Raw genomic sequence first — 13,386 nt, 5'->3', positions numbered from 1 at the left:
GGTTCGCCGTGGCGTTCATAGCCAGGCCCTTAGTTCCCACAGCAGCGGGAAGTAGTGCAGGCGCGCCCTACTGCGCAGATAGGGTGCGCCGGTCGAGCCGCCGGTGCCGGACTTGGTGCCGATCTGGCGTTCGACCATCTGAACGTGACGCATCCGCCACAGTGCGGTGGTCTCGTCGTGGGTGAGGAGGTCCTCGGCCAGCTGCCACAGGTCGTCGTGGGACCGGCGGTCTCTGGCCACGGCCAGCAGCGAGGCCATGATCTCGTCGTCCGAGACCGGCAGGCCACGCTGGGCGAGGGCGGCCAGGTAAGCATCCCACAGTGTGGGCTCCTCCAGCCTGCGGCGCAGCCTGGCGAGCTCGGTGTCCGAGGCATGGCGGAAGCTGCCGACGTAGCGCTCGTCCTTCAGCCCCGACAAGAACTCCAGCTCGCGGAACTGCACCGACTGGAACCCGCTGGCCGGCGCCAGCTTTGCGCGGAACTCCAGGAAGTCCTGGGGCGTCATCGTCTCCAGGACCTCGATCTGCTCGATCAGCACCCGCTCGACCGCGTGCACCCGCTGGAACAGGTGCCTGGCCTGCCACAGCTCGCCGCCGAACATGGCGGCGCGAGCGGCCTCCAGCTCGTGGAGCAGCAGCTTGAACCACAGCTCGTAGACCTGGTGGATGGTGATGAAGAGCAGCTCGTCCGGCGCCTCGGACTGCGGCTGCTGCTGCTCGAGCAACGCGGGCAGGCAAAGGTAGCCGCCGTACGACAGCCGGCCGCCTTCCTCTCCGAACTGCCGATCCGGGGGACCGGGCGCATCACCGTCGATGCCCACCGAACACCTCCCCCTGAACCACCCGGCTTTTCCGGTTGCCGGGCGTAAAGCCTCGCCGTACCGATACCACCCGAAAAGGGGACAGACGTCAACGTGACATGGACATCGGGGGGTCGTCGTCGGAGGCCGAGGGGGTGTTCTTGAGCACGTCGAGCTGATCGGGCAGCTCGGCGAGCTGGATGAGCTCCGCCTGGCACTGCTCGCACGTGTCGAGGTGGCGTTCGAACGCCTCGTGCTCCTCTTCATCGAGGACACCAAGGACGTAGGCGGCCACCTCGTCATGCATCAGCCGGCTACCCCCTTGTCCCGCAGCAGCTCGCGGAGAGCCCGGATCCCGTAGTAGAGCCGGGACTTCACCGTGCCCGGCGGGATCCCCAGAATCTCCGCCGCTTCACTTATCGTACGGTCTCGAAGGTAGGTCTGCTCAATGACTTCGCGGTGTTCTTCGGACAGACTCCGGAGCGCGTCGGCGACAACGATCGCCGAGAGGGCTCGCTCGGAGCCGTCGGGCACCGCCATCATGTCGACTTCGGGCGGTTCGACCTCGTGAGGCCGCACGCTCTTCCGCCGACGCCCATCGATAACGATGCGGCGGGCCACTGTCAGTAGCCACGCCCATATGAGGCTTGGTTCCCATTGCAGTCTTGCCGAGTTACGCCAGGCTCTGACGAGCGTCTCCTGCACGACGTCTTCAGCCCATTGAAGGTCGTTACCTGTAGATTTGCGTACGTGGCGCAGCAGAGGGCCGCCGAACTCCTGGTAAAGCACCGCAATGCGATGCTCCGCCTCGGCATCCGCACTCTCGAACCTGCCGTCGAGGTGACCTAGCACGGGGCACATCTTTACACCTTTGTTATTGGTTCGGTAGCCACTCCGATAACTCCAGTCATTTCTAACTATCTCCGGCCATAGGTGAACCTGGCCCGGGGAGCCCGCGTACCTCCGACCATGCACAGGCTTTTGCGTGGCGAGCTCTTCATGCTCGGCGGCTTCGTCCTAGCCGCTGCGGTGACGATCGTGCTGGTCATGCCGCCGTCGATCGACCCCGCGGCCGCTCAGTTCACTGAGACACCCTCGGGACCGCTCACGGCAGCCGACCGCGACCTGCTGGTCAAGGTGCGACAGGCAGGCCTCTGGGAGATGCCCGCCGGCGACTACGCCAGGACTCGCGCCGAGTCCCCGCGCGTGAAGGAAGTCGGCAGGCTGATCATGGAGGAGCACGCGAGGCTGGACCAGATGGTCCGCCAAACGGCGAAGAAGCTCGGCGTGGCCCTGCCCGACGAGCCCAACGCCGATCAGCAGCGGTGGCTTGCGCAGTTGGCAGCCGAGAGCGGCCCTGCCTTCGACAAGGACTACGTGAACCTGTTGCGTGCCGCGCACGGCAAGGTCTTCACCGTCGTGGCGGGCGTACGGTCCGGGACCCGTAACTCCGAGATACGGAAGTTCGCCCAGGAAGGCATCAACGCCGTCATGCGCCACATGGCGTATCTGGAGTCCACCGGCATGGTCGACCACACCCAGTTGCCCGAGGCCCCAACGCCCCCGCCTGCACCACCCGTCGCTCTGGCGGTCGAAACAAGGAGACACGTATGAGTAGATCCAGACGCATGGCCGCGGCCGTGTCCGTCCTGGCCATGGCGGCCACCGGGCTGGTGTCCGCGGCCGTGATCGGCGTCGGCCCGGCGATCGCCGACCACTGCGTCCCCGGAGAGGCCACCGCGAGCCCGAGTCCCTCGGCGCAGCAGCGGAACGGGAACCAGAACCAGCAGGATCAGGACCAGCAACAGGATCAAGGACAGCAACAGGACCAGGGCCAGCAGCAGGACCCAGGCCAGCAGCAGGACCAGGGCCAGCAGGGCGCTGACCAGCAGCAAGGCACCGGCCAGCAGCAGGACGCCGATCAGCAGGCTCCCCAGGGCGGCGGCGCCGCGATCCTGGACCCGGCCGCGTCCCCCGCCCCCGAGGGCGACGGCCAGACGCAGGCCCCCGAGGGCGACGACCAGGCCCAGGCTCCCGAGGAGGAGCAGAGCGCCTCGACGTTCTCCCGCCGCGGCCGGCCCACCAGGACGGCCACACCGACCCCGACGCAGTCCGAGGCCCCCGACGAGCAGCCGAGCGGAACCGCGTCGCCCTCGCCCACCGAGACCGGGAACGGCGAGGAGGAGGCGTGCGCCGACCTCGGCCCCTTCCCCGAGGACTTCATCGACATCCGCCAGGTCCCGCCGCGCCAGCTCGGCGCGCGGATCGGCAGGAGCGGCTCGCGCGGCACGTTCGTCTCCCAGTGCGGCCGCAACGAGAACCGCCACAACAACCCCGACAACTTCATCGTCGCCCCCGGCGTGAGCAACGGGGCGCACCACCTGCACGACTACGTGGGCAACGTGTCGACGGACGGGTTCTCCACCGACGAGAGCCTGGCGGCGGCGGGCACCACGTGCCGGCTGAACGACCGGTCGACCTACTTCTGGCCCGTGCTCAGAGACCGCAACTCGGACCAGAACTCCAACGACCCCGACGGCAACGTCGGCCAGGTGCTGACGGCCCGCGCGGTGCAGCTGCAGTTCCGCGGCAACGCGACCTCCAGGGTCGTCGCCATGCCGAGGTTCCTCAGGCTGATCACCGGTGACGCCAAGGCCGCCACCAACGGCGGGGCCAACGCGCGGGCCGCGTGGAGCTGCACGGGATTCCAAAACCGTATAGCGACCGACAAATATCCGCTTTGCCCGCGCGGCAGCCTCGTTCTTCGTATTCTGGACTTCCCCAGTTGCTGGGACGGTCAGAACACCGACAGCGCCAACCACCGCACACACGTGGTCTTCCCCGGCCAGAACGGTGCTTGTCCTCAGGGCACCCGGGCGATTCCGCAGCTTCGCATGACCCTCGCGTACTCCGTGCCGCAGGGCCAGTCATTCGCGGTGGACGCCTTCCCTGAGCAGAAGCACAACCCGGTCACCGACCACGCCGACTTCGCCAACGTCATGCCCGATCGGCTGATGCGCTTCGTCGTCGATTGCATCAACCGGGGCCGCCGTTGCTGACCCTGAAAACCGCGCCCTGAAGGGCAATTCCGCCTTCCGAGTCGCACCCTCACTCGACCTTGGAGGGAATGAGATGCTCCACAGACGACACCCCCGGCACGCTCCCACGATGCTGGATACCCGAAGCATCCGGCTGGGAGCAAGCGCGACCGTCATGGCCCTCCTGCTGTCGGCGTTCGCGCTGACCAGGACGGAACGTGGCATCACGCTGCTCGGCCGCGGGGTGAGCTTCCTCGAGTACTACGCGGGCGTGTTCGGTCTGGTGCTGCTGACCGCGACGGTCGCGCTCGGCATCATCACCACGGAACGCGTCTTCCTGTCGCCGGCCAACCGGGTCAGGGCGCAGCTCGCGCACCGGGCCACCGCCCTCATCGGGCTGGCCTATCTGGTCACGCACATCTCACTCATGATCAGTCTGGGGCACGTGCCGCTGGGGGCCGCGGTCGTGCCGGTGGCCGGGATCTACGTGGCACTCGGGACGCTGGCCTTCGATCTGATGATCGTGGCCGTGGTCACGGGAATGCTCAGGGGTCGTTTCGCCGTACGGGCCAAGCCGTGGATGTGGCGGGTGCTGCACTCGTCCGCGTACGTGGCCTGGCCCATCGGCATCATGCACGGACTGACGGCCGGCCGCCCGCCGGCCGGATGGGTGGCCTGGTCCTACGTGGCCAGCCTGGCGGCGGTCGGCGGGGCGCTGATCGTGCGCGTGCTGGCCTCGCTGCGCCGGCCGCCGGTCGTACCCGAGATGGTCGAAGCGCCCGCGGTGACCTCCCCCGCCGCCGTCGGCGTGCCCGCCGAACGGCCCGAGACGGCCGCGACGCGGAACGCGGCCGCCGCCGAGGCCGCCAGGGCGGCCGCCGCCGAGTCGGCCAGGACGAACGCGCCGGTGAGCCTCGCCGAGGCTCGACGCAGATACCGGGAGGCCGGATGAGCCCGAACGTCATCGCAAAGGAGCGACCGTGATTCCGGCTCGAGTGCCACGGGTGTTACGCATGGGTCCGGCCCGGCTGACCGCCGGGCTCGACCACTGCCGCCGCCTCGACCTGCCCGCCCACCGCACGCTCCACGGCGTCGTGGAGCCGCGCACGCTGGACGAGCTCATCTCGTACGCCAACGAGGTGGACATGCGCGGGCGGGGCGGCGCCGCCTTCCCCTTCGCCCGCAAGCTGCGGGCCGTCGCCGACGCAGTGGGCCCGGGCGGCGAGTGCGTCATCCTCGTCAACGGGGCCGAGGGCGAGCCGGCCAGCTCCAAGGACGCCATGCTGCTCACCCGCAATCCCCACCTGGTCCTCGACGGCGCGGTGCTGGCCGCCGAGGCGCTCGGCGCCCGCGAGGTGGTGCTCGCCACGGCCGGGGGCGAGGTCGCCGAGGCGTCCGTCGCCGCCGCCGTGGCCGAGCGCCGGGCCGCGAACGTGTCCGGCGGGGCCGAGAGCCGGGTGCCGATCCGCGTGGTCGGCATCAAGGAGAGCTTCATCTCCGGCGAGGGCGGCGCGCTCGTCAACGCCGTGAACGGCGAGATGGGCATCCCGCCCGGCCGCAAGAGGCGGGCCGCGACGAGCGGCGTGGACGGGCTGCCGACCCTGCTGTCCAACACGGAAACCTACGCGCAGCTCGCGCTACTCGCCGAGTACGGGCCGCAGAAGTACGCCGAGGTCGGCACCGGCAAGGAGCCCGGCACGATCCTGCTCACCGTCAGCGGCGGCGCGGCCCACGGGGCGGTCATCGAGACGCCGACCGGCACCATGCTGGCCGACGTGCTCGACCTGTGCGAGGCCGAGATCGGCGACGGCGTGCTCATCGGCGGCTACCACGGCGCGTGGGTGTCGGCCGAGGCCGTCCAGACGGCCGTGATCTCGCGCGAGGGCATGAAGGCCGCCGGCGCCACCTTGGGGGCCGGGATCATCGTCCCGCTCGGCGAGTCCACGTGCTCGCTGGGCGAGGCCGCCAGGGTCGCCTCCTACCTGGCCGCCGAGTCGGCGGGCCAGTGCGGTCCGTGCCGCCTCGGTCTGCCGGACGTGGCCAGGCTCATGTGCGACCTCGTCGAGGGCAAGGGCTCCGTGGACGCGATCCGGCGGTCCGTACGCCTGGTCGAGCGGCGCGGCGCGTGCTTCCACCCGGACGGCACGGCGAAGTTCGTGTTGTCGGCGCTGGACGCGTTCGAGACCGAGATCGCGATCCACCTGGAGCACGGCTCGTGCGGGCGGCCGGTGCGCGGTGTGCTGCCGATGCCCGAGCGCGAGGCCGAGATCTCCTATCGCCTGGAGGTGGACTGGTCCCGCTGTCAGGGACACGGACTGTGCGCGCACCTGCTGCCCGAGTTCGTGGACCTGGACGACTACGGGTTCCCGTCGTTCAGGAGCGTCCCCGGGTGGATGGCCAAGGAGGCGCGGCGGGCGGTCGAGATGTGCCCGGCGCTGGCCCTCCGGCTGGCCTCCAGCAGCGGCGACGGACACGGCGGACCGGGACCGAAGACGAGCGGGTCGCCGTTGCGGCTGGTCAAGGACGGCATGATGAAAGCAGGTTCGAGTGTGCCACGGCTGACGCGGGTAGGCGCCGCTCCGAGCGTGAGAGCCCGAGGGACGGCCGGATGACCTCTGGGTGAACGCATGGGCAGTGCCGAACCCGGTGGGCCATCCGGGCGTCTCACCAGTCGATTGACGTCGATGACGAGGAGGCGCCGATGGACCGCCGGGATTCGCCACGCCGGGAGACGCCCGTGGACCGGCGCGGTTTCCTGCGTGCCGCCGCACTGGCCCCGCTGGCCGCACTGGCCGCGCCGCCGCCCGACTGGGCGCGGTTGCGCCGGCGGCTGGCGGGGACGCTCGTGCTGCCGGGGGACGCGGGGTACGCCACCGCCCGCCGCCTGTACAACCCGGCCTACGACCGCATCAGGCCGGGCGGGGTCGTGTACGCCGAGAACGCGGCCGACGTGGCGGCGTGCCTGGCGTTCGCGAAGGCCGCCCGCGTCCCCGTCACCGCCCGCTCGGGCGGTCACTCGTACGCGGGCTGGTCCACCGGCACCGGGGTGGTGATCGACCTGTCCAGGATGAGCTCGGTCGCCTACGCGAACGGCCGGGCCACGATCGGCGCGGGCGCCAAGCTGATCGACGTCTACGACCGGCTGTCCCGGCACGGCGTGAGCGTGCCCGCGGGCACCTGCCCCACAGTGGGGATCAGCGGGCTCACGCTGGGCGGCGGGATCGGGGTCGTGTCCCGCAAGCATGGCCTGACTTGCGACGCCCTTGAGTCGGTACGGGTCGTCACCGCGGACGGCCGGGTCCTGGACTGCGACGCCACCCGCAATCCCGGGCTGTTCTGGGCCTGCAGGGGTGGCGGCGGCGGTAACTTCGGCGTGGCCGTGTCCTTCACGTTCCGGACCTTCGAGACAGGCGACGCGACCGTGTTCTTCCTGCACTGGCCGTGGTCCAGGGCGCGGGCGGCGGTGCGGGCGTGGCAGTCGTGGGCCCCGTCGGCGCCCGACGAGCTGTGGTCGTCGCTGCACCTGGCGCGGTCGGGGAGCGGCCTGGACGTGGAGCTCGTCGGCACCTATCTCGGCCGCAAATCCTCGCTCGACCGGCTGCTGGCCCCGCTCGTGCGGCGGATCGGCCGGCCCTCGTCGCGCTCGGCGCGGACGGTCTCCCATCTGGAGGCCATGAAGATCATGGGTGGCTGCTCGTCGAAGCCGGTGGCCGAGTGCCGGCGGATCCCGCGGACGACATTCTCCGCCAAGTCGCACATGGCGTACCGAAGCCTGCCCGAGGACGGGATCCGGGCACTGGTGAGCGGGGTGGCTCGCGGCGGGCGGCACATGGTGCTGATGGACGCCATGGGAGGCGCGATCCGCCGGGTTGATCCGACGGCGACGGCGTTCCCGCATCGGGCGGCGCTTTTCAGCGTTCAGTATTACCAGGACGGAATGGATCGGTCGTGGCTGCGCGCACTCCACACCGACATGTCCAAATATTTCGGTATTAATGCCTACGTGAATTACATCGATCCTGACCTGGAAAATTGGCGTACCGCGTATTACGGGCCGAACGCGGCGCGGCTGGCCGAGGTGAAGGCCACTTACGATCCCGGCAGGCTCTTCCGGCTCCCTCAGGGCTTGTAGATCAAATCTTGCCGCGCACGTACACGCGGTCGCCGACCCCGACGAGCTCGTACAGGCGCTTGGAGACGGCCAGCGGCAGGCGTACGCAGCCGTGTGAGGCCGGCCACGGCGGCACCCGCATCGCGCCGTGCAGCGCGACGCCGCCGACGAAGTAGAGCGAGTTGTACATCGGTCCCAGCGGCCCCGTCGTCCAGCCGGGCGCCCGCTTCGTGACGCGGAAGTCCCCGACCGGGGTGACCGCGTTCCCGCATTTCCCGTTGAGGCAGTACGGCTCCTCGGCGCCCGAGGAGATGTGCGAGATCAGGACCGGGCGGTTGTGGCGGTAGAGGGTGAGCAACTGGTCGCGCAGGTCGACCTCGACCCTGTTCGCGCCCCCATTGGGCACCATGGGGCGGTTGCGGCTCGGCCCTTCCAGCGCCTTCCAGACCTCTGGGCCGACGGTGCCGTTCGGCTTCAGCCTGCCGCTCTTCTGCAAGGCCCAGACCGCGAACATGGTCTGCTCGTCGTAGACGCCGTTGATCTTGCCGTAGTAGTAGCCGCGGTTGTGCAGCCGCTGCTGCAGCAGCGTGACGCTCTCGCCGCGGTCGCCCGGCTTCAGGACCGCCGTCTCCGTGCCCATTTCCTCCTCCGCTCCGGTGGGCTTGCTCACCAGGAAAGGCAGGCCGAAGGCGAGAACCAGAGCGGCAATTCCCCGTACCTTTGTGCTCATATATCGACGCGTACCCGGATCGCCGAGAATCCACCTCCAATAGAGGTTTTGGCAAGCAAAGGCTCGTCGATCTAATGAGTCCCACTAAATGCGTCATTTCGGAAAATAAGTCGTGAGCGGGTCGGCCGCTGGGCGATCGGCCATCGGCGTCGCTGGCGCATGTCGCCGGGCCCGCCGATCCCGCGGAGGTCTTACCCTAGAACGAGATTCGAGCCAGGAGGTGTTCGTGGTCACGGGTGTGCTGATCGACTGGGGCGGGGTGCTCACGACCAGCCTCTCCGACGCCATCGCCAAATGGATCGAAGCGGACCGGATCGACGGCGAGCACTATCGTCACGTGATGCGCGAGATGGTCGACCACGCTTACAACGGCGACGGCGAGAGCACCATCCACGCGCTCGAACGGGGCGAGCTCGACGGGCCCTCCTTCGAGCGCGATCTCGCCGCCCGCCTGCTGACCCTGGACGGGGTGCCGCCGGTGGCCGACGGGCTGCTCGCCCGCATGTTCGCGGGGTTCGAGCGGGTCGAGGCGATGTACGACATGCTGCGCGACGTGCGCGAGCACGGCGTCAAGACCTGCCTGGTGTCCAACTCCTGGTCCAATGAATACCCGCGGCACGACTGGGACGGGCTCTTCGACGCGGTGGTGATCTCCGGCGAGATCGGCATGCGCAAGCCCGAGCCGCGCATCTTCCACTACGCGCTCGGCCAGGTCGGGCTGCCGGGCGAGGAGTGCGTGTTCATCGACGACATCGAGGCCAACATCGTGGCCGCCCGCGCGCTCGGCATGACCGGGATCCACCACCGCGACACGGACTCGACCCTTTCGGAACTCGAGTCTCTCCTACGCCTCACGTTGCGGCGGGCATCATAGTGACCTCAACGGTTGAGACGAATTCGCGGCCAAGCGAGGACCTCCGTCTCAGCGCGCCGAGCGGAGCTCGGCCAGAAAGCACGAAAGGTTCCTGATGCGCGTCTATCTGCCGTGCACTCTCCCGGCCTTGGCCAGGGCAGTCGAAGCGGGAGAGCTGGGCCCGGCCCCGCTCACCGGCTACTCGGTGACCCCCGCCCTGACCGAGTGGTACGCCTCGGGGGACACCGAGGAGCTCGAGTACGTCGCACTGACCGAGGCGGCCCGCGCCTCGCTGCGGATGCTGGCCGCCGACCGCGCCGACGGCGTGGCGGCAGCGCCCCGCCGCGTGGTGGTGGCCGCCGAGGTGCCGGACGGCGCGGTCTCCGCGGGCGTCGATCTCGAGGAACGCGCGCGGGTCCGCCTGTCCGAGCCGGTCCCGCTGGCCAAGGTGGCTTCGGTGCACATCGACGATTCCACCGCGACTTCCGACATCGAGGCGGCGATCGGCGCGTTGCCCGCCGCCGACCAGGGCGACGACGACGCCCGGTTCACGGTGGACGGGGCGGAGGCCCACGAGCTCATGTGGTACGCGACGCAAGAGATCCCAGACCTGCTGAGGTCACCCTCGTCGTGAGCTCCCCCGCCGGCGCGGGGCCGCGACCGGTCGAGGCCCCTCGCCGTTCACAGGAATGTCACGGCCACCCACTAGGCTGGACGCGATGACGAAGCACATTGTCTGGGATTGGAACGGCACGCTGTTCCACGACATCGACGCCGTGGTCGGGGCCACCAACGAGGTCTTCAAGCCATACGCGCTGCCCGCGCTGACCGCCGACGGCTTCCGAGCCGTCTACACGCGGCCCATCTGGGTCGCCTACGAGCGCCTGCTGGGCCGTCCGCTCGCCGACGGTGAGTGGGAGCTGCTTGACGACGGGTTCCACGAGCACTACTACCGGCTGAGCGACGCCTGCGGGCTGGCCGCCGACGCCGAGCTCGTGCTCACCGGCTGGACAGGCAGCCAGTCGCTCTGCTCGATGGCGCCGCACGCGCACCTGGTGCCCAAGGTCGACTCGTTCGGCATCAGCAGGCACTTCACCAGGATCGACGGGCTGCTCGGCACCACGGGCGGCGAGAAAGCCGCGCACATGACGGCCCACATCCAGGCCATGGGCGTGGACCCGGGCGAGATCCTGGTGATCGGCGACAGCGTGGACGACGGGCTCGCGGCCAAATACGTGGGGGCCAAGGCCGTGCTCTACACCGGCGGCATGACGACGCGCGCCGAACTGCAGAGCACCGGGCTGCCGGTGGTCGACACGCTGGCCGACGCCCTGGATTACGCCTAATACCACCGAAATCGCGCACGGGGCGAACGTCGGCCGGGCGCCGCCCGTACCCTTGCAGTGTCCCCCTCAGGAGGCTGCCATTAATCGCCTTGTGCTGTGGAACGTCGACCTGACGCTGGTCGACGTCGCCATCGTGTCCAGAGACGCCTACGCGGAAGCCTTCCGCGCCGTGACCGGCCGGCCGCTGGTCAAACTCGTAGCGCCGATGGGCCGCCCGGACTCCGAGATCGTCTTCGAGACGCTCGCCGTCAACGGGATCCAGTCCGAGGACGATCACCTGCCCCGGTTCCTGTCGGCGCTCGCCGCAGCCTTCGCCGACCGGCGCGGGCGGCTGGCCAAGGAAGGGCGGATGATGCCGGGGGCCAGGGATGCGTTGAAGTCGGTGTCCAGGCTGGACGGTGTGGTGCAGACCGTGCTGACGGGCACGATCAAGAGCAACGCCGTGCACAAGCTGAAGGCGTTCGGGCTCGACAAATACATCGACTTCGAGCTTGGAGGCTACGGCGAGGAGCCCTATCCCAAGGCGACGTTGCTCCAGGTGGCCCAGGGACGGGCCAAGCAGCGCCTGGGGACCGCGTTCACGGCGGCCAACACCGTGGTGATCGGGGACTCTACGCGGGACGTGCAGGCCGCCAAGATCGGCGGCGCGGCCATGATCGGCGTTGCCTCGGGGCGCTCGATGGCGAGCGAGCTTCGGGAGGCCGGCGCCGACGTCGTCCTGCCGGACCTCTCCAACGCCTCGGAAGTGGTGGCCGCGGTCGCCGGACTCACCTCCCCGGCTCGACCACAAAGCCGCCCGGCCCCCGCCCCGCCGCGATAGCGCCTGCCGACCAGCCCAAACCAACACGACCGACCGGCCCGACCCGACCCGACACGGCCAACCGGCCCGGAGGGGCGCGGCCAGTCGGCCGGGGTGACGGGACGGGGTGACGGGACGGGGTCAGGGTAGGGCGGTGAGGAAGCGGGAGGCGATGGGGGCGGCCACGGCGGAGCCGGCGCCGGCGCCTTCGACGATCACGGCGAACGCCAGGTCGCCCTTGTAACCGATGAACCACGAGTGCGCGGGTGGTTCCTTGCCGGAGCCGTACTCGGCCGTGCCGGTCTTGCCGGCCGTGCCCGCCGGGAAGCGTACGGCGTGGGCGGTGCCGTCCGTGACGACGGCGGGCATGAGCTTGCGCAGCGCGGACACCACGGCGGGCTCCAGGGGCCGGGGCCCAGAGTCCTGCCCGGTCGGCTCCTCGCTGACGAGCCGGGGCGGGACCCAGGCGCCGGAGGCGACGGCGGCGGCCACGGAGGCCATGTTGAGCGGGCTCGCCAGCACCCGGCCCTGACCGATCGACGCGGAGGCCAGGTCCGTGTCGTCCTTGGGGTCGGGGAACTCGGCCCGTACAGCGGGCACGCCGGGCGTGATCGCCGTCCCGAAGCCGAAGCTCCTGGCGACCTCGGCCAGCCGCGCACCGCCCAGCGAGGCCACGCTCATCTCACCGAACGTCGTGTTGCACGAGTGCGCGAACGCCTCCTGGAACGTCAACGTCCCATAGTCCTTGAAGCCGGCGTTGTGGAACGGGAAGCCGCCGATGTTCTTCTCGGCCGGGCACGCGACCCGCTCCCCCGGCGAGACCCCGCCCGCGACCAGCGCGGAGGCCGTGACGACCTTGAACGTCGACCCCGGCGGATACTTGCCGAGCAACGCCCGGTTGAACCCGCCCGGCTTGTTGACCACGGCCAGGATCTCCCCGGTCGAGGCCCGCAGCGCCACCAGCGAGGCCGGCTTGCGCACGCCCTCCAGAGACGCCGCCCCGGCCCGGTGGACGGCCAGGTCGAGCGTGGTCTTGAGCGGCCGGTTCCCGCCTGCTTCGACGACCGTCTTGATGGGCTGGTCCCCCTGGTAGAGGTCGATTCTGTAGCGGGCGGGGGCCTTGAAGCGGTCGGGGTAGGTCTGCTTGAGGCCCTCGACGAGTTGCTGCACCGAGCCGGGCGCTTCCGGGGTGTTGAGGGGGGTGCCGTCGGCGGCCAGGACCCGCAGCGGGTCGCCCTGCTTCGCGACCGCCCGCAACGAGTGGCTCGCCTTGAGCAGGGGGTGCAGGGCGGCCGGGCTCCAGGCGACCTTCCACGTGCGGTCCCGCTCGACGAACCTGAGCTCTGCGTCGTAGTCCCAGTCGAGCTGCCGACCGCTCAGCCTGGCCTGGAACGTCACGACGCCGCCCATGTCCTCGGCCGTGGCCGCGAAGACCCCCGTCGGCACGTGTCTGCGGAAGGTCGCCTCCGTGACCTTGAGGTCGTCGTGGAACCGTCGGTGCCGGGCCTCGAAGTCGGCGGGCGGGTCGGCGACGAGCGCCCGCATCGCCGCATAGTCCTGCGCGGTCCAGGCGGTGAGATACCGGTCGGCCGTCTCCTCCGGCGTGCCCTGGGTACGCAGTGCCCAGATCACGCCGCCCGCCGCGACGGCGGGAACCAAGAGCCCCGCCGTGATCCACGGCCACCTTCGCGACCGCGGCCGTCGTCGTATT

General features: G+C 70.0%; 14 protein-coding genes. 9 read left to right on the top strand and 5 right to left on the bottom strand.

The genetic code is table 11. From position 1 onward, the window contains the following. Positions 1-15: 15 nt before the first annotated feature. From ACTWQA_RS09840 to ACTWQA_RS09830, 3 genes are all read right to left on the bottom strand, one after another. A complete protein-coding gene (locus ACTWQA_RS09840) occupies positions 16-819 on the bottom strand; it encodes a tryptophan 2,3-dioxygenase (RefSeq protein WP_443158947.1) in 804 nt (267 codons plus the stop codon). 88 nt (positions 820-907) lie between these two features. Next, the gene (locus tag ACTWQA_RS09835; protein WP_443158946.1) at positions 908-1,105 is read right to left on the bottom strand and encodes an anti-sigma factor family protein; all 198 of its coding nucleotides are present in this window, start codon (positions 1,103-1,105) and stop codon (positions 908-910) included. Further along, positions 1,105-1,659 carry a sigma-70 family RNA polymerase sigma factor gene (locus ACTWQA_RS09830; protein ID WP_241564703.1) on the bottom strand — a complete coding sequence of 185 codons (555 nt, stop codon included), beginning with the start codon at positions 1,657-1,659 and terminating at the stop codon, positions 1,105-1,107. The genes ACTWQA_RS09835 and ACTWQA_RS09830 overlap by 1 nt, the downstream gene beginning before the upstream one ends. A gap of 108 nt (positions 1,660-1,767) precedes the next feature. Here ACTWQA_RS09830 and ACTWQA_RS09825 point away from each other — a divergent pair, with 108 nt between their 5' ends. The 5 genes from ACTWQA_RS09825 to ACTWQA_RS09805 all read left to right on the top strand — a co-directional run bounded on the left by ACTWQA_RS09825 (position 1,768) and on the right by ACTWQA_RS09805 (position 7,968). Continuing rightward, entirely contained in the window at positions 1,768-2,412 is a 645-nt protein-coding gene (locus ACTWQA_RS09825; RefSeq protein WP_443158945.1) for a DUF4142 domain-containing protein, read from the top strand. Then, positions 2,409-3,857, top strand: coding sequence for a DUF1996 domain-containing protein (locus ACTWQA_RS09820; RefSeq protein WP_443158944.1), 1,449 nt, complete (start codon positions 2,409-2,411; stop codon positions 3,855-3,857). The genes ACTWQA_RS09825 and ACTWQA_RS09820 overlap by 4 nt, the downstream gene beginning before the upstream one ends. A 109-nt stretch (positions 3,858-3,966) precedes the next feature. Next, the gene (locus ACTWQA_RS09815; protein ID WP_443158943.1) at positions 3,967-4,788 is read left to right on the top strand and encodes a hypothetical protein; all 822 of its coding nucleotides are present in this window, start codon (positions 3,967-3,969) and stop codon (positions 4,786-4,788) included. Positions 4,789-4,816: 28 nt separating this feature from the next. Next, positions 4,817-6,448 (top strand): NADH-ubiquinone oxidoreductase-F iron-sulfur binding region domain-containing protein, encoded by a 1,632-nt coding sequence (locus tag ACTWQA_RS09810; RefSeq protein ID WP_443158942.1) that lies wholly within the window; start codon positions 4,817-4,819, stop codon positions 6,446-6,448. Between the two features lie 89 nt (positions 6,449-6,537). Then, the gene (locus ACTWQA_RS09805; protein WP_443158941.1) at positions 6,538-7,968 is read left to right on the top strand and encodes an FAD-binding oxidoreductase; all 1,431 of its coding nucleotides are present in this window, start codon (positions 6,538-6,540) and stop codon (positions 7,966-7,968) included. A 1-nt stretch (position 7,969) separates the two neighbouring features. On the opposite strand, the gene ACTWQA_RS09800 is transcribed toward ACTWQA_RS09805, so the two are convergent. After that, positions 7,970-8,677 carry a L,D-transpeptidase family protein gene (locus ACTWQA_RS09800; RefSeq protein ID WP_443158940.1) on the bottom strand — a complete coding sequence of 236 codons (708 nt, stop codon included), beginning with the start codon at positions 8,675-8,677 and terminating at the stop codon, positions 7,970-7,972. A 226-nt stretch (positions 8,678-8,903) separates the two neighbouring features. Between ACTWQA_RS09800 and ACTWQA_RS09795 the strand changes: the two genes are divergently transcribed. From ACTWQA_RS09795 to ACTWQA_RS09780, 4 genes are all read left to right on the top strand, one after another. Continuing rightward, on the top strand, positions 8,904-9,551 hold the full coding sequence (locus tag ACTWQA_RS09795; protein WP_443158939.1) for an HAD family hydrolase: 648 nt from the start codon (positions 8,904-8,906) through the stop codon (positions 9,549-9,551). A gap of 94 nt (positions 9,552-9,645) precedes the next feature. Continuing rightward, complete coding sequence (locus ACTWQA_RS09790; RefSeq protein ID WP_443158938.1) at positions 9,646-10,164, top strand: DUF6912 family protein; 519 nt, start codon at positions 9,646-9,648, stop codon at positions 10,162-10,164. An 85-nt stretch (positions 10,165-10,249) separates the two neighbouring features. Then, positions 10,250-10,876 (top strand): HAD family hydrolase, encoded by a 627-nt coding sequence (locus tag ACTWQA_RS09785; protein WP_443158937.1) that lies wholly within the window; start codon positions 10,250-10,252, stop codon positions 10,874-10,876. Positions 10,877-10,967: 91 nt separating this feature from the next. Beyond that, complete coding sequence (locus ACTWQA_RS09780) at positions 10,968-11,696, top strand: HAD family hydrolase (RefSeq protein WP_443158936.1); 729 nt, start codon at positions 10,968-10,970, stop codon at positions 11,694-11,696. A gap of 120 nt (positions 11,697-11,816) precedes the next feature. Here the strand turns inward: ACTWQA_RS09780 and ACTWQA_RS09775 are convergent, their stop codons facing one another. Further along, positions 11,817-13,334 (bottom strand): penicillin-binding transpeptidase domain-containing protein, encoded by a 1,518-nt coding sequence (locus tag ACTWQA_RS09775; RefSeq protein ID WP_443158935.1) that lies wholly within the window; start codon positions 13,332-13,334, stop codon positions 11,817-11,819. Positions 13,335-13,386 lie beyond the last annotated feature (52 nt).

This window comes from Nonomuraea sp. 10N515B, assembly GCF_052245915.1.
Taxonomy (GTDB): Bacteria; Actinomycetota; Actinomycetes; order Streptosporangiales; family Streptosporangiaceae; genus Nonomuraea.
Note: the sequence above shows the minus strand (reverse complement) of the source record. Positions and strands in the feature narration are given on the sequence as shown.